Genomic DNA, 18,097 nt, shown 5'->3' with positions numbered 1-18,097 from the left:
GTTGATTTCATGAAGCTGGTCTCGATCTCCCTGCTCGATGAAATGGCGGCCAAGGCCGCTACCAGCCCGCGGCGTCGCGCACACTACAATCTGCACTCGTCCTCGAGCGATCCCGTACAGCGCTTCGTCGTCGTCGCCCGGTCCGACTCGTATTTTCGGCCGCACCGGCATCTGACCAAATCGGAGTTGTGCAGCGTCCTGCGCGGCCGCTTCGAAGTCGTGGTATTCGACGCTGCGGGCACGATCACTGCTCGGGATGTGGTCGGCGAAGGCACATCGAATCTCGCCTTCGAGCTGCCTGCACAAACGTGGCACACGCTGCTCCCGCTGAGCGATGGCGCCGCGTTCGTCGAAGTCAAGGAAGGTCCCTACGACGCGGCTACCGCTGCCGAGTTCGCCACCTGGGCGCCGGCGGAAGGCGATCCCGCCACGCCTGAGTTTCAGCGCTGGCTTCGCACCGCTTCTGTCGGCGCTCGCGCGCCGCAGGCATGACGCAACGGACTCGCTGATTAGCGCGCCAGCGATTTCAGGTTCTGCTCGTCTCAGTCGCGAAACGGCTGGGCCGATGCGGCGGCTAGCGCGGTTTCCATCGCACTATCTCCTTGCACGCGGTACGCTGCAATCTCGCTTTCGTTCCACTCGCGGACGATGCGGCCATCGATGAGCAGCGCCGCCTTGTCCGCATAGTGCTCCACGATGTCGAGTGAATGCGTCGCCAGCAACACCGCGCATTGTTTGCTGGACAGCCGCTGTTGCAGATGATGCTTTACGACCAGTGCGCTGGCCGGATCGAGCCCGTTGAACGCCTCATCCAGCACGATCAATGCCGGCTCACCTACCAGCGCCAGCAGAATGCACAGCTTCTGTCTCGTGCCCAGCGAATAGGTATCGACGAAGCCGTCCAGATAACTGTCGAAGCGCAATTCCTGCGCCAACGTCAGGACCGCTTCGTCCATTGCTTGCAGCCCCTTGGCGTGCGCATACACCTCCAGACATTGCCGTCCCGTCAACAGCTGCGGCAACTGCTCGGGCGCGCACGCATAACCCAGATGTCGCTTAGCCGCGAGCGGCTCCGAGATCACCGAATGCCCCGCCACGAGCAAGTCTCCCGCTGACGGCAAGAGCGCACCGCTGATACAACGTAACAACGTGCTCTTCCCCACCCCGTTCGGCCCGAGCAGACAAAACCACTCCCCCTCCGGCACCTGCAAACTCACCCCGCTCAGCACCTCACGCTTGCCATACTTCGCGCGCACGTCTCTAATTTCGAGGGGCACAGGGGTCAGGCTCTTGTCCGACATGCGGCAAGTCAGCGCAACGGATCGAGGATACGCACGCCCGTAGGTTGGCAGTGGGCGCTATTGCGAGTCACGACCGTCAGATCATAAATCAACGCCGTGGCTGCTATCTGCTTGTCCAGCGGGTTTTCGGGATGCGGAGAACGCAGCCGCCCCCAGACCTGCGCCGCTTCCTCATCGAAGGATAGGATTGCCTCCGAGAACTCGGTGGTAACTTTGTCCAGCCAGCGTTCCAGGCAGTCGGCCTGCGGCTTGTCGCCACGGCGACGGATGTTTTCGACACCTTGACGCATTTCACCGATCGTGACGACCGAAAGAAACAAAGTGACGTCATCGCGGGCGGCGTTCCGGAAGAACTCATGAACGCCTGCATTGGCCTTGTCGCCTTTGCGCGCCTCCCTGATGACATCCGTATCGACTAGGTACATCGTCAACCTCGGCGATCGACTTGCTCGCGCACGAAGTCGTCGTCCTCACCGACGTTCGGCATAGAAGCCAGCACGTCGGCCAAATGACGGCGCCGTGGACCCCGCAGCGCTGCAGTCAGGATCTCGCGGTGTTCCTGTTCGGCGCTTCGGTTAGTTTTTGCCGCGCGCTGCTTCAAAGCCTTGACCAGCTCTTCCGGCAGATTGCGGACCATCAATTGAGCCATCTCATGGTCTCCGTAAAGTTTCTATTGCTAGCAATGCCAGCAGTCCCATCGCCTTGATGCAAGCAATGCTAGCACCCGTGACCGCGATAGCGCTGGATCAATGCAGCGCCGGACACGAGGATCACCAAACCGAGCCACAAGGCAGCGGCCTGCAATGACATGGCTACTGGCGCGCCGAGCAGACACATGAGAATGGCCGCAAGCGCGGTTCCTGCGAGTTGATGCAGGAATGCGTGACAACAAAGGCACCAGACGAAATCGCCGAGGGTCATCGGGGTGGGCCGGAGCCAGGAGGCGGCCGCTTTGGCGACCGTGGCGATCGCCAATAACAGAGCACCGAGATAGCTCGCGAGGAAATACATCGCCACGACCGATAAGCCAGCCATGGCGGATGAGCCCCCTTGCACGGCGAGCAGCGCGATGATCAACACATAGCGGGAGTTTTCTGGCCGGCTCCAGGAGAGCACTTGGGCGATCGGCCAGCGAGCCAAACCATCGGCGCCTGGCCGCATGGGCAAGTCCTTCGTGCGAAGGCGCGGCGCAGGGACATAGCGAGAGGCAACGACTGCGCCGAGCTTGGATCCACGGCCGACCAGCGACCAGCCGGCGATGCAGCCGATGAGCGCTCCGGCGCTCAGCGCGGCGACAAGCCTGCCGAGATCGGAGCCAGCAGCACCGCCAGGCAGAGCGCCCGCAATCAAACAAACGGCAACGGCAACAAACGAAACAACAAGGGGCAGAAACGTACGAATCGCGATCGACAACCGAACGCTCGAGGCAGAGATGGGTGCGGCGATGAGCCAGGACTGAGACTGTGCTTCTTCGAAGCGCCGACGGCGACGGCTCACGGTGGTCCACGAAGCAATCGCGGCCACGGCGGCGATCAGCATCCAATACGGAGCCACTCTCCCGATGAGCTCGGAAGCATGCAAGGAAAATGTGACCAAAAGAAGACCGGCCACGACCGCGACGCTGCCGGCAAGCACTGCCGCGCGGGCGCCCTTCTCTCGCCAGCGCGACAGCCAACTCAGCAGTTGCAGCCACTCGGCCAGCAGGACCGGATGGGTGCGAAGGAATGCCGACGCAACCGCCGGCAAGTGCGTCAGGCTGGCCGGGCTTTGAGTCGCCATGCGCGCAGGAAATAAAGCGCGAACACCACGCCCAGCACGATCAGCAACGCCACGAATTGTTCTCTAGTGACCGTTTCATAGAACAGCCACGCAAGGGACAGGCAGGCGGCGATGGGCACGAGCGGGCCGCCGGGGGCGAGAAAGGGCTCGCCGTCGGTACGAACATCTTTCTTACGAAGCACGAACGCCGCGATGGCGCAGAGGAAGTACAACGTCAGCGCCGACAGATTGGCGAAGATGGCCAGCGTCTCGAAGGTGCCGGACAGCGCGATGGAAGCAACGACCACGCCGTAGACCACGATCGCGATGTGAGGCGTATGGAAGCTCGGATGCACGGTCGTCAGAATGCGTGGCAGGAAGCCGTCGCGACTCATCGCGAACAGGCCGCGCGGCTCGGATAGAACATTGGCGCTGAGATATCCAAACATCGAAATCACCGCGCCGACCACGAGCACGGTACGCCCGATCGGCCCGACCACCGCGCCGGCGGCGCTGGCGAGCGGCGTGGTGCGATCCTCGGCAAGTCCCGTTCCGAGAATGCCGAGCGCGACGAACTGGATCGCGAGGTACAGCAAGGTCGCAGCTCCCAAGGCCAGGAACGCGGCGCGTGGCACAGTCCTCGACGGGTTCTTCACCTCGCCGCTCGGGATCAGCGAACCCTCGATGCCGGAGAACGCGAATATCACGATGCCCGCCGTGCCCAGCACGGCGCCCGCCTCCGGCACGGCAGTCCAAACGAGATTGGACGGCTCGATGAAAAACACACCGATGCCGACAAACGCGAGCAACGGTACCAATTTGGCCAAGGTCACGGCTTCGATGACGCGAGCGCCCGTCTTCACGCCCCGATAGTTGATCGCGACCAGCGTACTGACGAGCACCAGGATCATGGCGCGAGAAACCCAGACGGACGAGCCCGGCGCAAGTGTGAGAATCGATCGGGCCAGCACGCTCGATACACCCGCCGCTGCCGACGTTCCCGTGGCCAGCACGAGGCAACCTGCGACAAAGCCCCACATGGGACCGAGCGCCGTTTCCACATAAGCGTACGGCCCGCCCGTCGCCGAAACCCGGCTGCCCGCCTCGGCGAAACACATCACGACCAGTCCAATGATGATCGCGCAGGCCACATACGCCATCGGCGCAGCGCTGCCGAGTTGCAGGACCGCGAAGGCGGGCAATACAAAAATGCCGCTGCCGACGGTGTAGTTGAAGATGGTGGCCGCCAGCTGCCGGGTGCCGAGCTCGCGGGACAACAATGCGTCGGGATTGCCGGTGTGGCCGGCGGGAGTGTTATTCGTATGCTGCATCGGCCGGAGAATAGCCGATTCGGACGGAAGACCCATCCCCTGGGCCCGCGTCGTGCGGTGGGAAGGCCCGCGACCGACAGCAACCGGCCCGAACGAGACCGGTGCTGCCGTTCAGCGAGCTTGCGACTTACCGATTCGGGAAGTCGATGGCGATCTTGTCCGCGTTCAGGGCCGCCTCATGCACCGCCTCGGACAGGGTCGGATGCGCATGAATGGTCCGCTGCAGGTCCTCGGTGGACGCCGAGTATTCCATCGCGAGCACCGCTTCGGCGATCAGCTCGCCGGCCATCGGCCCGATGATGTGCACGCCGAGGATCTCATCGTCATCCTGCGCGGCCACAATCTTGACGAAGCCGGCCGTGTTTTCCATCGCGCGGGCGCGACCGCTGGCGAGGAACGGGAACGAACCGACCTTGTAAGCGCGGCCGCTCTTTTTCACTTCCTCTTCCGTCAAACCGACCCAGGCGATTTCGGGATGGGTGTAGATGACCGAAGGAATGGTCCGGTAATTCACTTCGGCGATCTTGCCGGCGATCAGGTCGGCGACCATCACGCCCTCTTCCTTGCCCTTGTGCGCCAGCATCGGGCCGCGCACCACGTCGCCCACGGCCCAAACATTCGGCACGTCGGTCTTGCAGTCGTGATCGACCTTGATGAAGCCGCGCTCGTCGATCTGCACGCCGGTGCCCTCACCCAGCAGATCCTTGGTGAACGGACGGCGGCCGATGGCGACCACCACCTTGTCGACTTCGACGCTCTGCTCGCCCTTGGCGTCGGTGTACTTCAGCTTCACGCCGTTGGCCGACTTGTCGGCGCCGCTGACCTTCGCGCCCAGACGAATATCGAGCCCCAGCTTCTTGAAGTGCTTGAGCGCTTCTTTCGAAACCGCGCCATCGGCGGCGGGCAGGAAAGTATCGAGCGCTTCGAGCACCACGACCTCCGCGCCCAGACGGCGCCACACGCTGCCAAGCTCGAGACCGATGATGCCCGCGCCGATCACGCCGAGACGCTTCGGCACGGCGTCGAATTCGAGCGCACCCCACGAATCGACGATCTGCTTGCCGTCGAACGGCAGGCTCTTCAATTCGGTCGGGGCCGAGCCGGAGGCGAGAATGACGTGCTTGGCGGTCAGCTCTTCTTTCGTGCCGTCCTTGTTCGTGTACTCGACCTTGTTGCCCGCATTGTCGACCCGGAGCAGCTTGCCGTGGCCCTGCAGACCAGTGACGCCCGCGGCCTTGAACAGCGCGCTGATGCCCTGCGTGGACGCCTTGACGATGCCGGCGCGACGCTTCTGCATCGTCGCCAGGTCGACCTTCACCTCGCCCACCTTGATGCCGTGCGTGGCGAACTCGTGCTGCGCCCGGTGCACCAGCTCCGAGGATTCGAGCATGGCCTTGGAAGGAATACAGCCGGCGTTCAAGCAGGTGCCGCCGAAGGCATACGAGCCATCCTTGTTCACCCACTCATCGATGCAGGCCACTTTCAACTTGTTCTGACCGGCACGGATGGCGGCGGGATAACCGGCGGGACCTCCGCCGATGACGATGACGTCGTATTGAGACATGAGAACTCCGCAGCGAGTTTTTCTTTGGAACCAAATGGAGACGACGACGGGCGCTGCAAGGCGCAGCGCCCTAGTCAGTAGTCATTAGTCAGCAGTCACTTCGAAGAGTTACAGCTGCAGCAGCAGGCGCGCCGGATCTTCCAGCGCTTCCTTGATCGCCACCAGGAACTGCACCGACTCGCGGCCGTCGACGATGCGATGGTCGTAAGTGAGCGCCAGGTACATCATCGGGCGGACCTTGATCTCGCCGTCGACCACCATCGGACGCTCCTGGATCTTGTGCATGCCGAGGATAGCGACCTGCGGCGGATTCAGGATCGGCGTCGACATCAACGAGCCGAACACGCCGCCGTTGGTGATGGTGAAGGTGCCGCCGGTGAGCTCTTCCAGAGAGATCGAACCGTCGCGCGCCTTCTTGGCGTACTCGCCCACCGCGACTTCCAGCTCGGCGAAGCTCAAGCTTTCCGCGTTACGAATGACCGGCACCATCAAACCACGATCAGTGGAAACGGCGACGCCCACGTCGTAGAACTCGTGATACACGATGTCGTTGCCGTCGATGGACGCATTTACCGCCGGGAACTTGCGCAGCGCTTCGATGGACGCCTTGATGAAAAACGAGCTGAAACCCAGCTTCACGCCGTGCGCCTTCTCGAACTTGTCCTTGTAGCGGGCGCGGATCTCGTTCACAGCGGTCAGATCGACTTCGTTGAACGTCGTCAGCATCGCAGCGGTGGACTGCGCCTGGATCAAACGTTCGGCGATGCGAGCGCGCAGACGAGTCATCGGCACGCGCTGTTCGCTACGCGAACCGACGGCCGCCGGCAACTTCACAGCCGGCGCCTGCTTGGCCGGCGCCTTCGCTTCCGCCGGCGCGGACGACTTGCCCGCCATGTGTTGAATCACATCGCCCTTGCTCACGCGGCCGTCGCGGCCGCTGCCGGCGATCTGCGTGGCGTCGAGCTTGTGCTCTTCGACCATGCGCTTGGCGGCGGGCGCCAGCTTGCCGCCGGCCTTGCTCTCGGCGGCAGCCGCCGGAGCTTCGGTTTTCTCTTCGGTCTTCGCCGCGGGAGCAGCCGCAGCGGCGGCCTCGCCGGCTTCCAGAATCGCCAGCACCTGGCCACTGGTGACCGTGGCGCCGTTCTCGACCTTGAGCTCCTTGATCACGCCCGCCGACGGCGCGGGCACTTCGAGCACCACCTTGTCGGTTTCCAGATCGACCAGGTTTTCATCGCGGCTGACGGCTTCGCCCGGCTTCTTGTGCCAGGACACCAAGGTGGCGTCGGAAACGGACTCGGGCAGTTGGGGAACCTTGATTTCGATTGTCATCACTTGATCCTGTTATGCGGCGTTACTTGTTCGCGGCCTTGAGGCGCGTGGTATGCCGCAGCGACTCTTCGGTGCTGGTGGAGCGCAGCGCCGCGTCGACCAGCGCCTGCTGTTGTTCCTGATGCATCTGGGCAATGCCGGTGGCGGGAGCGGCCGCCGGCGCGCGGCCTGCGTACAGCAGCTGATGATCCTTGGTCAGCGACTCCTGCAGACGATGGCGGATCTGGTACCAGGCGCCCTGATTCTGCGGCTCCTCCTGACACCAGACGATTTCCTTCGCGTTGGAATATTTCCTGATGATCGAGGCGTATTCCTCGGCCGGGAACGGATACAGCTGTTCGACCCGAACGATGGCGATGTTGTGCAAGCCGTCGCCGCGCCGCGAATCCAGCAGATCGAAGTAGACCTTGCCCGAGCAGAACACCACGCGGCTGACCTTGTTCGCCTGGATATCGTCGACCTCGTCGATGACGGTGCGGAACGAACCCTGGCTGAGATCCTCCAGCTGCGACACCGACAGTTTGTGACGCAGCAGGCTCTTGGGCGACATGATGATCAGCGGCTTGCGGAAGCTTTGTTTCATCTGCCGACGCAGCATGTGGAACATCTGCGCCGGGGTCGAGGGCACGCACACCTGCATGTTCTGCTCGGCGCACAACTGCAGGAAGCGCTCCAGCCGCGCCGAGGAATGTTCCGGACCCTGGCCTTCGTAGCCATGCGGCAGCATCAGGGTCAGGCCGCACAGCCGGCCCCACTTGGCTTCGCCGGAGCTGATGAACTGATCGATGATGACCTGCGCGCCGTTGGCGAAATCGCCGAACTGCGCTTCCCAGATGTTGAGGCTGTTCGGCTCGGTGGTCGAGAAGCCGTACTCGAAGCCGAGCACCGCCTCTTCCGACAGAAACGAGTCGAACACATCGAAGCGCGGCTGGCTCGGCGCCAGGTGCTGCAGCGGGATGTAGCTGTCGCCGCGGTTCTGGTCGTGCCACACGGCGTGACGGTGGAAGAACGTGCCACGGCCGCTGTCCTGACCGATCAGACGCACTTCGTAACCTTCGGTGAGCAGCGAGGCATACGCCAGGTTCTCGGCGAAGCCCCAATCGAGCGGCAGCTGGCCCGCGGTCATCTTCTGGCGATCCTGCACGATCTTCGCGACCTGCCGGTGCAGCGTCAGATCGGCCGGCAAGGTCGTGAGCTTGCCGGCGAGCTCGCGCAGCTGTTCGATGCGCACGCCGGTCTTCACCACTTCGGTGAGATCGACGTTGTGATACTTGGTCCAGTCGACGGTGTGCTTGTTGCCGATCAGGCCCAGCGACTGCTTGGCCTGCGACACGCCTTCGTCCATCTCGCGACGGTACTGATCGACCATCGCATCGGCATCCGCCATGGTGATCACCTTCTCGGCGACCAGACGCTCGGCGTAGATCTGACGCGGCGTTTTCTGCGCGCGGATCTTCGAATACATCACCGGCTGCGTGGCCGACGGCTCGTCCGACTCGTTGTGACCGAGACGGCGATAGCAGACCAGATCGATCACCACGTCCTTGTGGAACGTCATGCGGTAGTCGAGCGCGAGCCGCGTGGCGAAAGCGACCGCTTCGACGTCGTCGCCGTTCACGTGGAAGATCGGCGCTTCGATCATCTTGGCGACGTCGCTGCAGTACATGGTCGAGCGCGCATCTTCGGGCTTCGAGATGGTGAAACCGACCTGGTTGTTCACGATCACGTGCACGGTGCCGCCGGTATAGAAGCCGCGGACCTGCGACATCTGCAATGTTTCCATCACGACGCCCTGCCCCGCGAACGCGGCGTCGCCGTGAATCAGCAGCGGCATCACCTTGTCGCCCTTCACGTCGGAGCGGCGCTGCTGACGGGCACGCACCGAGCCTTCGACCACCGGGTTCACCACTTCCAGATGCGAGGGGTTGAACGCCATCGCGACGTGCACGTTGCCACCCGGGGTCTTGATGTCGGTCGAGAAGCCCTTGTGGTACTTCACGTCGCCCGAACCCTGCATGTGGTTCACGTCGTAGTGGCCTTCGAACTCCGAGAACAGCTTCTGCGGCGACTTGCCGACCACGTTGACCAGCAGGTTGAGCCGGCCGCGGTGAGCCATGCCGATGACCATCTCTTCGATGCCGCGCAAGCCGCCCTGCTGGATCAGATCGTCCACCAGCGGCACCAGCGCATCGCCGCCTTCCAGGGAGAAGCGCTTCTGCGCCGGATATTTGGTGGCGAGGTAGCGCTCGAGACCTTCGGCCGCGGTCAGATGCCGCAGGAATGTCTTGCGCTCATCGCTCGAGAAACGATGCGTGACCCGGCCTTCCTGGAAGCGATTCTGCAGCCACAGCCGCTCGGTCGAATTGGATACGTGTGCGAATTCGGCGCCGATGGTGCCGCAATAGATCTGGCGCAGCTGAGCGACGATGTCTTTCAGCTTCATGCGCTTGGCGATCGAGTCGCTGCGGCTGCCGGTGAAGAACTCGGTCTCCAGATCCGCATTGCTCAGACCGAAGTGCGACAGCTCGAGCACTTCAGGCACCGGCCGCTTCATCAATCCGAGCGGATCGATATCGGCGAGCAGATGGCCGCGGTTCGCGTACACCTGCACCAGTCGCGATACCGCGCCCTGCTTGGCGGCCGCATCGTTGCTGACGGCGCCCGCCGGGGCCGCCGCAGCCGGAGCACCGATCGAATAGGCACGCTTGGCCAGCGCATCGCGAATCGGGCCGTGCGCCACATCGGCGGCGCCGCCCTTTCCAAGCCCGGCAAAGTAGTCGCGCCATTTCGGCTCGACCGATGCGGGATCAGCGAGGAACTGTTCGTAGAGGGATTCGATATAGGGGGCGTTGCCAGCCCCGAGAGGCGTAGAGTCGAGCAAAGCTCGCAAAGAGTCGCTCATTGCGCTCGCAAGTTCCTGTTCGGACGAGGGAAGAGTGGGCCTGCACCGGCCGTATACAACCGCATAGAGGGCCGATAGTGTAGCCGAACCACGCCGTCATTGAGAAACGCCGTGTGATCACTCGCGTGCTTAGCGAGATCGATTTCACACACCGCGGGCCTCGCAGCTACACAACATGCTGTCCAACATGCTCACATGATGGGGGCAAGCCGCAGGAATTTCACTGCCCACGCGACAGCGTTCGTGTTGCGATAAAGCAGTCGTCGTCGGCGACGAAGGCTCAGGCGGCGCTGTTGCGGCGTGAGCTGACGGGAAACCGGGTGAGCTTGGCCGACTCCTCGGCCTCGTCCGTCGGCGAATTGCGACGGCGAGAGATGATCCGATCGGCGCCCACCACGGTGGCGCCCGGAGGGATATCGCGAGTGACGACAGCGTTTGCGCCGATCGTCGCGCCATTGCCGATGCGAACGTCACCGAGCACGCGCGCACCCGCGCCGATGGTGACATCGTCGCCGATGACCGGAGCGATGTTCTGGTCGTGATCGCGCCCGCCGATCATCACCTGCTGCATGATGGTCACGCGGTGTCCAATCACCGCCTGTCGATGCAACACGATGCCGTAGGGATGCGGCATGTGAACGTCGACAGGCAGACGACAGTGAATGTCACTGTTGAACAGCACGCGCACCAGCTTGCTCAGCAATGGCACATGTCGACGGCAGAAGAACAACAGCACGTCGGTGGACGTGGGATTGTCCTTGCTGGTATCGGGCAAGCCGAGACGTCGAGCCGTTCGTCGCGCCAGTTGAGCGACGATGGCGCGCTCGGCCTCCGCGCTGATCTCATCGAAGGGCTGGCCGGCATCGAGCACGACCACGTCTTCGCGACGGCGCAGAACCTTGCGGTATTCACTGCGCAGACGGGCGGCCTCCTCGGCTGCCACTTCGCGGGTTCGTTTCTGCAAGACCTCGGAAGGAACATCGAACACCAGCCACAGCTCGGGCCGCGGGATCCATGGCAACAGCCATCGCGCCAGGCTGCGGAATCGATCGATGCGGTAGTAGCTCGGATCGACCAGGATGTCGTCGAAGTAACGATCGGACACCACCATGGTGGCGGCGACCAGCTTGGGCCGGATCTGCAGCCAGTAGCCCAGCCAGTAGTCGGCCACGAACATCATCAGCTTGGCCAGGGTGCCGAGCGGGCCGCGCGGCACTCTGGAATTGGGGACCACGGGCTGTTTGCGCATGATGTGCGGCCGTAGATCCATGACGTGAGCGCTGTCGAAGGGCGCAAGTGGTCGAGCCCCCAGGTGCTCCACGATATTGGTTCGACCGCTGCCCACCGGGCCCAGACAGGCGATGAGCATTCCGCAGGGATCGCGCCAGCGTCGCAGATGTTCCGACTTGCGTTGCCACCAGCCGCCAGGCCTGGCGTTGGGATGTTTGACTCGTAGCGAGATGAACTGCGGCCGCTGCTGCTCGCTCAACCAGCTGAGCATGAAAACCTGATCGGCCGCGCGATGACAGTGATACACCAGGCTCATCTCGTTGCGCCGGCAGAACTCGTTTAACAGGCGCGGCAGCTGTGGCAGAGATTCCGCGGCCACCAGGATGGTCGCGACTGGATGCGTCGACTCGCCAGCCTCGCCCTCCTCCTCGGCGATCACATGCTCCAGCTGCTCGGACTGCAAGTGACGCAGCAAGGCGGCCAGACGCGTCGTTCCCGCGTTTTGAGGCTTCGCTTGGGCAACCGCTTCCGACATGCTGGAGCGCCGTCTTCAGAACGGCAGATGAATGGCGCCGGTCTGCACTGCCTGCGCCGCCATCGCCAGCGCGCAGAACATCATCGTGATCCAGACATGGAGTTGAGTCTTACGCATGCGTGCTACCTTCGATACTCGTCAAACAGTCGTCAATATGCATTCCGATCGCGCCACACCAGCGAGGCGGTTCGCAGCAGGATCACCAGGTCCAGCCCCAGGGACCAGTTGCGCAGATAGTCGAGGTCGTATTCGACCCGACGCTGCATCTTGTCCACTGTGTCCGTCTCGCCGCGCAGCCCGTTCACCTGCGCCCAACCGGTGATGCCGGGGCGCACTTTATGACGCAGCATGTAGCCTTCGATGATGCGCCGATATTCCTCGTTGTGAGCCACCGCGTGCGGACGCGGCCCCACCAGACTCATCGAGCCGAGGAACACGTTGAACAGCTGCGGCAGCTCATCGAGCGATGTCCGTCGCAGGAACGCGCCGAAGCGCGTCACGCGAGGATCGTTGCGCTGTGCCTGGGTGACCGTGTCGCCGTTCTCGCACACCGTCATGCTGCGAAACTTATAAACGTTGATGGCTTCGCCATACATGCCGTAGCGGCGCTGGCGAAACAGAATCGGTCCCGGCGAGCTCAATCGCACGCCGATGGCGATGAGCAGCAGCAACGGCCACAACATCAGCAGCAGCACCGAGGAGAACACGATGTCGCTGGCGCGCTTGATGACGCCGTCGAGACCGGCGAACGGCGTCTCGCACACCGCCAGCATCGGAATGCCGTCGATGTCGCAGACCCTCGCCTGCATCAGATCGAACATGAAGATGTCCGGAACGAAGTACACCGAGGCGGTGGTGTCCTTGAGCTCTTCGAGCAACTTCGTGACCCGCTCGTCCGCGCGCATCGGCAGACAGATGTAGATATTGCTGACCGCATTCAGACGCACGTAGTTGACGACATCGGACATGTCGCCGAGCAACTGCTCCATGGGCATGTCGGGCAGTCGCTCAGTGTCGCGATCGTCGAAGAAGCCCTTGAACAAGCCCAGATGCGGATTGGCCATCAGGCGCCGAGCCAGGCGCGAGCCGGCCTCGTTCGCGCCGATGATCACGTGGCTCTGCTGGATCTTGCCGCGCAGAGCCGAGAAGGCGGCATAGCGCCGCAGCCCTGCTTCTGCGGCCACCACCACGAAGGGCGTAATCGCAAACCACGTAAGAATTACCCGACGCGAAAACGTCTCGGTGACCTTGAACGCGAACGCCATCAACAGCAGCGCCGCCGAGACCAGCAGCCACTCGGCGAAAATGCGATGCTGGAGCAGACCCAAGAGACCGTTCCGGGCGGAGCAATCCATCACCGGCTCGCTCACCACTTGCGAGGCGACCAGAAACGCCAGCGCCGCCAGCGCGAAGTACGGCGGCGTGAGCTCCTGCGAGTACAGGAACACACAGAACATCAACGAGAGCACGATGAGCGCCGGGTTTAGCACGTGTCTAAGCAGCGCCACAGTCGGCCGCTCGGAAGTGCCGAGATGAACGCGTTGATTGCGACGGCGGAATGCGGCGGTATCCGAGGCATGCACAGACGCACCCCGCGAATCTGCGCGGCTGCCGTCTGCTTGAAGTGATTCGCGCATGACTCGTTGATCGACTAGAAAAAATGCGTGGTGGCTGGCCCTTTAACTGGCGTTGTACCTCAAAAGTTCCAGTTCGCATCGGCGTCTGCTTGCAGCTACGTCTGACATTGATGACAGATTGTCGAGCCGTGCTTGCGCTGTTGGCCGCCCACTGCAAAAAAACAACGGCGCGCACCTTGGCGATGCGCGCCGTCGTTAGAAACGAAATGCGGGAGGTTGTTAAATCACGCGCGCGCCTGACCCAAACCTTCTTCGATGCGGCGGACCAGCTCCACCAGGCGCGGGCGGACGTCGTTGAGCAGATATTCCTGCGAGACCTTGAAAGCCGGCGCGCCGCAGTTGATCGACATGGGCGGCAAACCGTTGCCGGGTCGGAAGCCCACGGCGATGCCGTTCACATCCGGCTGCCATTCGCCGAACGAGCTGCACACGCCCAGCTCCTGATACAGGGCGAGCGACTTGTCGATGCCTTGCTTCAATGCCGGCCACGCGAGGTGATCGAGCTCTTTCAGTTGATCGAGCAAGTCGGCGCGCTCGGTGTCGCTGCAAACCGCGAGATACGCGCGGCCGATCGCCGCCGTCCCGAGCGGCAGACGCATGCCGACTTCCATGTTCAACGACAGCACCGCGTTGCCTTTGCAGACCTCGACGCACACCATGCTCAGCCGCTGGCGCGCGCCCAGCGCCACCGAGGTGCCGGTCGCATCCGCCAGTTCCTGCATCAACGGGCGCGCCAGATCGCGCACTTCGAAGCGACCCAGCACCGCGCTCCCCAATGCGAGCGTGGCCGTGCCGAGGCGATACTTGCCCGACTCTTTCACGTAGTGCAGATAGCCCAGCTTGGTGAGCGTGTAGGTCAGTCGCGAGACGGTCGACTTGGGCAGCTTGCAGCGCTCGGAGATGTCCTGGTTACCGAGCAGCCGGCTGCCGCTGCGGAAGCAGGACAAAACGTCCAGCCCGCGCGATAGCGCGGTGACGAAATGCCGGTCCTGCTTGCCCACGTGAGGTTTGGGCGCCGTCGCCGCGGCCGGGGCCGGTGTCGTCTCGATCATGCGAGTCGTTTCTGATGCTCTGGTAGCCATATTAAATGTGTCCCGCTTTATGCCACTGCCCTGTTTGATTGCGAGGGATCGGGCCTCCTGCCATGACCCTCGCGTCACTTCGGAAAAACGTGGTTTTTCCCTCGCGGCCGCCGCCTGTGGCGGCGGGCTACATCCATGTACCCATGGTTGACATTCCGCCTCAATTCGAAACGGGCGCCGCTGAGCGCGCCAGCTCCGCTTCCTGCAGCAAACGCCACTGTACTTTGCCGGTCGCCGACTTGGGCAGCGACTCGACGAACTCGACGATGCGAGGATGTTTGTAGGTCGCCATGTTCTGGCGCGTCCACTCGATGATGTCCGCTTCGCTGACCTTGCCCTTGTGAGCGGCCCTCAGCACCACCACCGCCTTCACGGTCTCGCCGCGATGAGCGTCCTTGGCCGCGATCACGCAGGCTTCCTGGATGGCCGGATGTTGATACATCAGCGCCTCGACCTCAGCCGGCCACACCTTGAAGCCCGAGCAGTTGATCATCCGTTTGAGCCGGTCGACCAGGAAGAAGTAACCGTCCTCGTCGACATAGCCCAGATCGCCAGTGCGGAAGAACTTCTTGCCGTCGAGATGGATGAAGGCCGCCTCGGTCGCCTCCGGATTGCGCCAGTAGCCCTGGAACACCTGCGGACCGTGCGTGACGATCTCGCCCACCGTTCCCTGCGGCACTTCCTGCAGGGTGTCCGGATCGATGATGCGCGAGTCGGTGTTGAAAATCGGAATGCCCAGGCACTGGCGCTTGGGCCGGTCCGGTGGATTGACGTGGGTCGGCGCGATGGTCTCGGTGAGACCATAGCCTTCGATGTACGGCGAGCCGACCAGCTGCTGCAACCGTTCGCCCACCGCCGCCGGCATGGCCGCACCGCCGCCCGAGACCCGAACCAGCGACGACAGGTCATATTCATTCAGGCGCGGGTTGGCGAGGAAGTCGATGACCATGGTCGAGATGGCGGTCCAGGACATGAGCTTGTATCGCTGAATCAGCTCGGCGGCGACCTCGCGATCCCAACGACACATCAACACGATGGTGCCGCCCTGGTACATCGGTGCGTTCATGCCGCCTTGCATGCTGGTCACATGGAAGAACGGCAACACCACCAGCTGGCTGGTGTCCGCGTTGCCGCTGAACCAGTAACTGTTGGTGATCAACGTATGCATCACGTTGTGATGCGTGAGCATGCAGCCCTTCGGCCGGCCGGTCGTGCCCGAGCTATAAGGGATGACGCACAGATCCTCCGAGCCCATGGTCAACGGACCCGGCGTGCGCTTGGCCTCCAGTGCATTCACCCATAGCGTCACGTTCCGATCGGCAATCGCTTGCCGGGGCGCGCTGACGATGTCCGGCATGCGCAGCGTGGTGGAAGGATTGATGTAATCGCTGTATGCCGCGAGCACGACGTGCTGGAGCTGCTTGCCGATCAGCGGCTGCAACTGCGGATAAACTTCTTGCGTGACCAGCGCCACCTTCGCGCCGCTGTCCTCCACGTAGTGTTCCAGCTCCGCCGTGACGCTCATCGGGTTCACCGGCACCACCACCGCGTTCGCTCGCAGGATGCCGTAGTAACCCAGGATGAATTGCGGGCTGTTCTGCATCACCAGCAACACGCGATCGCCGGCCTGCACACCGAGATCGTTCTGCAGATAACCCGCCAGTCGCTCGGCTTCGTCCTTGAAGCGCGCAAAGGTCAGGGGGGCCTCGAAATAAATCACATAAGGTTTGTTCGGATAACGGCTCGCCGAGACTTCCACGTTGTAAAACACGTTGGTCGCTGGCGCCGTGAGATTGCGTGGCAGGCCCACCGGCCAGAAATCGAAATGCTTCTGGGACATGCTCCCCATCCCCCCGCTGGTCTTCCAAGGCTGTTCTTCCAAGACACCGCACATTTGATTCCACAATGCGGGCGCCGGTTCTGCCGAAAAATTATCACATCTCGCACTGCGCAACCAAGCCGCCCGTCCGTCAAGGTATGTGAGCATCCAGGATCGGGCAAGGGGCGAATGTCGGGAACTCGGAGCGATGCGTGCGGGTCTGCCCGGGTGTCCGAGGTTGCGGACGCGCCGTGCGCGCCCCTATGATCACAGCCTGCATCGAGAACTATCATTCTGCACAGCAGCCAGACAAAGGCAGTTTCCATGGATTTGAATTTCACGCCCGCGGAGCTAGCGTTCCGCGACGAAGTCCGCCAGTTCCTGCGAGATCAGCTCCCGCAAGACATTGCCGAGCGCGTCAAAAATGGTCTGGCGTTACGAGCGCAGGACTACACCCGCTGGCAAAAGATCCTGTATCAGCGCGGCTGGGGTGCGCCGGGCTGGCCGAAACAATTCGGCGGTCCGGGCTGGGGTCCGGTGGAGATGCATATATTCGATGAGGAAGCGGCAGCGGCCGGTGCTCCTCGGACCATTCCCTTTGGATTGAAGATGGTTGCGCCCGTGATCATGGCGTTCGGCTCGCCCGCCCAGCAGCAACGCTTTTTGCCGGGAATCATCAGTGGCGACGTGTGGTGGTGCCAGGGCTATTCCGAGCCGGGCGCGGGCTCCGACCTCGCCTCGCTCAAAACCCGGGCGGAACGACAGGGGGACCACTACATCGTCAACGGCCAGAAAACCTGGAACACGCTCGGCCAGTACGCCGACTGGATCTTCTGCCTGGTGCGCACCGATCCCAATGCGCCCAAGCAGCAGCAGGGCATCTCGTTTCTGTTGATCGACATGAAGACGCCGGGCATCACCGTGCGGCCCATCATCACCATGGACGGGGCGCACGAAGTCAACGAAGTCTGGTTCGAGAATGTGAAAGTGCCGGTCGAGAATCGCATCGGCGAAGAAAACAAAGGCTGGACCTACGCCAAGTTCCTGCTCGGCCATGAGCGCACCAACATCGCCGGCGTCGGCGCCTCCAAGCGCGAACTCGCCCGCTTGAAAAACATCGCGCGCAAGGAAACCAAGAACGGCCGCCCGCTGCTCGAGGACCCGTTGTTCGCGGCGCGCGTGGCGCAGGTCGAGATGGATCTGATGGCGCTGGAGATCACCAATCTGCGCGCCCTGTCGGCCGAATCGGAGAAGCGTGCGCCGGGACCCGAAGCCTCCATTCTCAAGATCAAAGGCACCGAGATTCAGCAGGCCATCTCCGAGCTGATGATGTATGCGGTGGGCCCGTACGCCCTGCCCTTCGAGCGCGCCTCGATCGAAGAAGGCGACCTGCACAGCGTCGCCGGCCCCGACTATGCCGCGCCGCTGGCTGCGAACTATTGCAATGTTCGCAAGGTCACCATCTACGGCGGCTCGAACGAGATCCAGCGCAACATCATTGCCCAGATGATCCTGGGGCTTTGATGAAACAGCGACTCGGGCATCCTGCCACTCGCGCTGTGGCGCAGGAGAAAGGCGCGACTTGTCCCCTGCGCTCGCCGCCGGAGGC

14 protein-coding genes are annotated in these 18,097 nt (G+C 62.8%); 2 read left to right on the top strand and 12 right to left on the bottom strand.

Features of this window, described 5'->3' with window-relative positions; all coding sequences use genetic code 11:
• Positions 1 to 9: 9 nt before the first annotated feature.
• Complete coding sequence (locus tag JM946_RS11655; protein WP_203167454.1) at positions 10 to 492, top strand: WbuC family cupin fold metalloprotein; 483 nt, start codon at positions 10 to 12, stop codon at positions 490 to 492.
• Positions 493 to 542: 50 nt separating this feature from the next.
• On the opposite strand, the gene JM946_RS11650 is transcribed toward JM946_RS11655, so the two are convergent.
• The 12 genes from JM946_RS11650 to JM946_RS11595 form a co-directional block, all read right to left on the bottom strand.
• The gene (locus tag JM946_RS11650) at positions 543 to 1,301 is read right to left on the bottom strand and encodes an ABC transporter ATP-binding protein (protein WP_203167453.1); all 759 of its coding nucleotides are present in this window, start codon (positions 1,299 to 1,301) and stop codon (positions 543 to 545) included.
• Positions 1,302 to 1,309: 8 nt separating this feature from the next.
• The gene (locus JM946_RS11645; protein ID WP_203167452.1) at positions 1,310 to 1,726 is read right to left on the bottom strand and encodes a type II toxin-antitoxin system VapC family toxin; all 417 of its coding nucleotides are present in this window, start codon (positions 1,724 to 1,726) and stop codon (positions 1,310 to 1,312) included.
• 2 nt (positions 1,727 to 1,728) lie between these two features.
• Entirely contained in the window at positions 1,729 to 1,950 is a 222-nt protein-coding gene (locus JM946_RS11640; protein ID WP_203167451.1) for a FitA-like ribbon-helix-helix domain-containing protein, read from the bottom strand.
• A gap of 68 nt (positions 1,951 to 2,018) precedes the next feature.
• Positions 2,019 to 3,080 carry a hypothetical protein gene (locus tag JM946_RS11635; RefSeq protein WP_203167450.1) on the bottom strand — a complete coding sequence of 354 codons (1,062 nt, stop codon included), beginning with the start codon at positions 3,078 to 3,080 and terminating at the stop codon, positions 2,019 to 2,021.
• Positions 3,053 to 4,390: an APC family permease gene (locus JM946_RS11630; RefSeq protein ID WP_203167449.1), complete on the bottom strand. Its 1,338-nt coding sequence runs from the start codon at positions 4,388 to 4,390 to the stop codon at positions 3,053 to 3,055. The genes JM946_RS11635 and JM946_RS11630 overlap by 28 nt, the downstream gene beginning before the upstream one ends.
• A 127-nt stretch (positions 4,391 to 4,517) precedes the next feature.
• Positions 4,518 to 5,954, bottom strand: a complete 1,437-nt coding sequence (gene lpdA, locus JM946_RS11625) for a dihydrolipoyl dehydrogenase (RefSeq protein WP_203167448.1) — start codon at positions 5,952 to 5,954, stop codon at positions 4,518 to 4,520.
• Positions 5,955 to 6,062: 108 nt separating this feature from the next.
• Positions 6,063 to 7,283, bottom strand: coding sequence for a 2-oxoglutarate dehydrogenase complex dihydrolipoyllysine-residue succinyltransferase (odhB, locus tag JM946_RS11620; RefSeq protein ID WP_203167447.1), 1,221 nt, complete (start codon positions 7,281 to 7,283; stop codon positions 6,063 to 6,065).
• Between the two features lie 22 nt (positions 7,284 to 7,305).
• Positions 7,306 to 10,185: a 2-oxoglutarate dehydrogenase E1 component gene (locus JM946_RS11615; RefSeq protein WP_203167446.1), complete on the bottom strand. Its 2,880-nt coding sequence runs from the start codon at positions 10,183 to 10,185 to the stop codon at positions 7,306 to 7,308.
• Positions 10,186 to 10,465: 280 nt separating this feature from the next.
• A complete protein-coding gene (locus JM946_RS11610; RefSeq protein ID WP_203167445.1) occupies positions 10,466 to 11,950 on the bottom strand; it encodes a hypothetical protein in 1,485 nt (494 codons plus the stop codon).
• 149 nt (positions 11,951 to 12,099) lie between these two features.
• A complete protein-coding gene (locus tag JM946_RS11605; RefSeq protein ID WP_407700538.1) occupies positions 12,100 to 13,452 on the bottom strand; it encodes an undecaprenyl-phosphate glucose phosphotransferase in 1,353 nt (450 codons plus the stop codon).
• Positions 13,453 to 13,811: 359 nt separating this feature from the next.
• A complete protein-coding gene (locus JM946_RS11600) occupies positions 13,812 to 14,669 on the bottom strand; it encodes an IclR family transcriptional regulator (RefSeq protein WP_218042761.1) in 858 nt (285 codons plus the stop codon).
• Positions 14,670 to 14,829: 160 nt separating this feature from the next.
• Complete coding sequence (locus JM946_RS11595; RefSeq protein WP_203167442.1) at positions 14,830 to 16,509, bottom strand: long-chain fatty acid--CoA ligase; 1,680 nt, start codon at positions 16,507 to 16,509, stop codon at positions 14,830 to 14,832.
• Positions 16,510 to 16,812: 303 nt separating this feature from the next.
• Between JM946_RS11595 and JM946_RS11590 the strand changes: the two genes are divergently transcribed.
• Positions 16,813 to 18,012, top strand: coding sequence for an acyl-CoA dehydrogenase family protein (locus JM946_RS11590; RefSeq protein WP_203167441.1), 1,200 nt, complete (start codon positions 16,813 to 16,815; stop codon positions 18,010 to 18,012).
• Positions 18,013 to 18,097 lie beyond the last annotated feature (85 nt).

The organism is Steroidobacter gossypii, from assembly GCF_016801985.1.
In the GTDB taxonomy this organism is placed as follows: domain Bacteria; phylum Pseudomonadota; class Gammaproteobacteria; order Steroidobacterales; family Steroidobacteraceae; genus Steroidobacter; species Steroidobacter gossypii.
This window is presented reverse-complemented; position numbering and strand designations above follow the sequence as displayed.

What these genes read in the sequence shown, in the direction of transcription:
- lpdA (WP_203167448.1), bottom strand. Translation starts at nt 5,954, where the DNA reads ATGTCTCAATACGACGTCATCGTCATCGGCGGAGGTCCCGCCGGTTAT.
- JM946_RS11630 (WP_203167449.1), bottom strand. Translation starts at nt 4,390, where the DNA reads ATGCAGCATACGAATAACACTCCCGCCGGCCACACCGGCAATCCCGAC.
- JM946_RS11645 (WP_203167452.1), bottom strand. Translation starts at nt 1,726, where the DNA reads ATGTACCTAGTCGATACGGATGTCATCAGGGAGGCGCGCAAAGGCGAC.
- JM946_RS11655 (WP_203167454.1), top strand. Translation starts at nt 10, where the DNA reads ATGAAGCTGGTCTCGATCTCCCTGCTCGATGAAATGGCGGCCAAGGCC.
- odhB (WP_203167447.1), bottom strand. Translation starts at nt 7,283, where the DNA reads ATGACAATCGAAATCAAGGTTCCCCAACTGCCCGAGTCCGTTTCCGAC.
- JM946_RS11590 (WP_203167441.1), top strand. Translation starts at nt 16,813, where the DNA reads ATGGATTTGAATTTCACGCCCGCGGAGCTAGCGTTCCGCGACGAAGTC.
- JM946_RS11650 (WP_203167453.1), bottom strand. Translation starts at nt 1,301, where the DNA reads ATGTCGGACAAGAGCCTGACCCCTGTGCCCCTCGAAATTAGAGACGTG.
- JM946_RS11635 (WP_203167450.1), bottom strand. Translation starts at nt 3,080, where the DNA reads ATGGCGACTCAAAGCCCGGCCAGCCTGACGCACTTGCCGGCGGTTGCG.
- JM946_RS11615 (WP_203167446.1), bottom strand. Translation starts at nt 10,185, where the DNA reads ATGAGCGACTCTTTGCGAGCTTTGCTCGACTCTACGCCTCTCGGGGCT.
- JM946_RS11610 (WP_203167445.1), bottom strand. Translation starts at nt 11,950, where the DNA reads ATGTCGGAAGCGGTTGCCCAAGCGAAGCCTCAAAACGCGGGAACGACG.
- JM946_RS11595 (WP_203167442.1), bottom strand. Translation starts at nt 16,509, where the DNA reads ATGTCCCAGAAGCATTTCGATTTCTGGCCGGTGGGCCTGCCACGCAAT.
- JM946_RS11600 (WP_218042761.1), bottom strand. Translation starts at nt 14,669, where the DNA reads ATGGCTACCAGAGCATCAGAAACGACTCGCATGATCGAGACGACACCG.
- JM946_RS11640 (WP_203167451.1), bottom strand. Translation starts at nt 1,950, where the DNA reads ATGGCTCAATTGATGGTCCGCAATCTGCCGGAAGAGCTGGTCAAGGCT.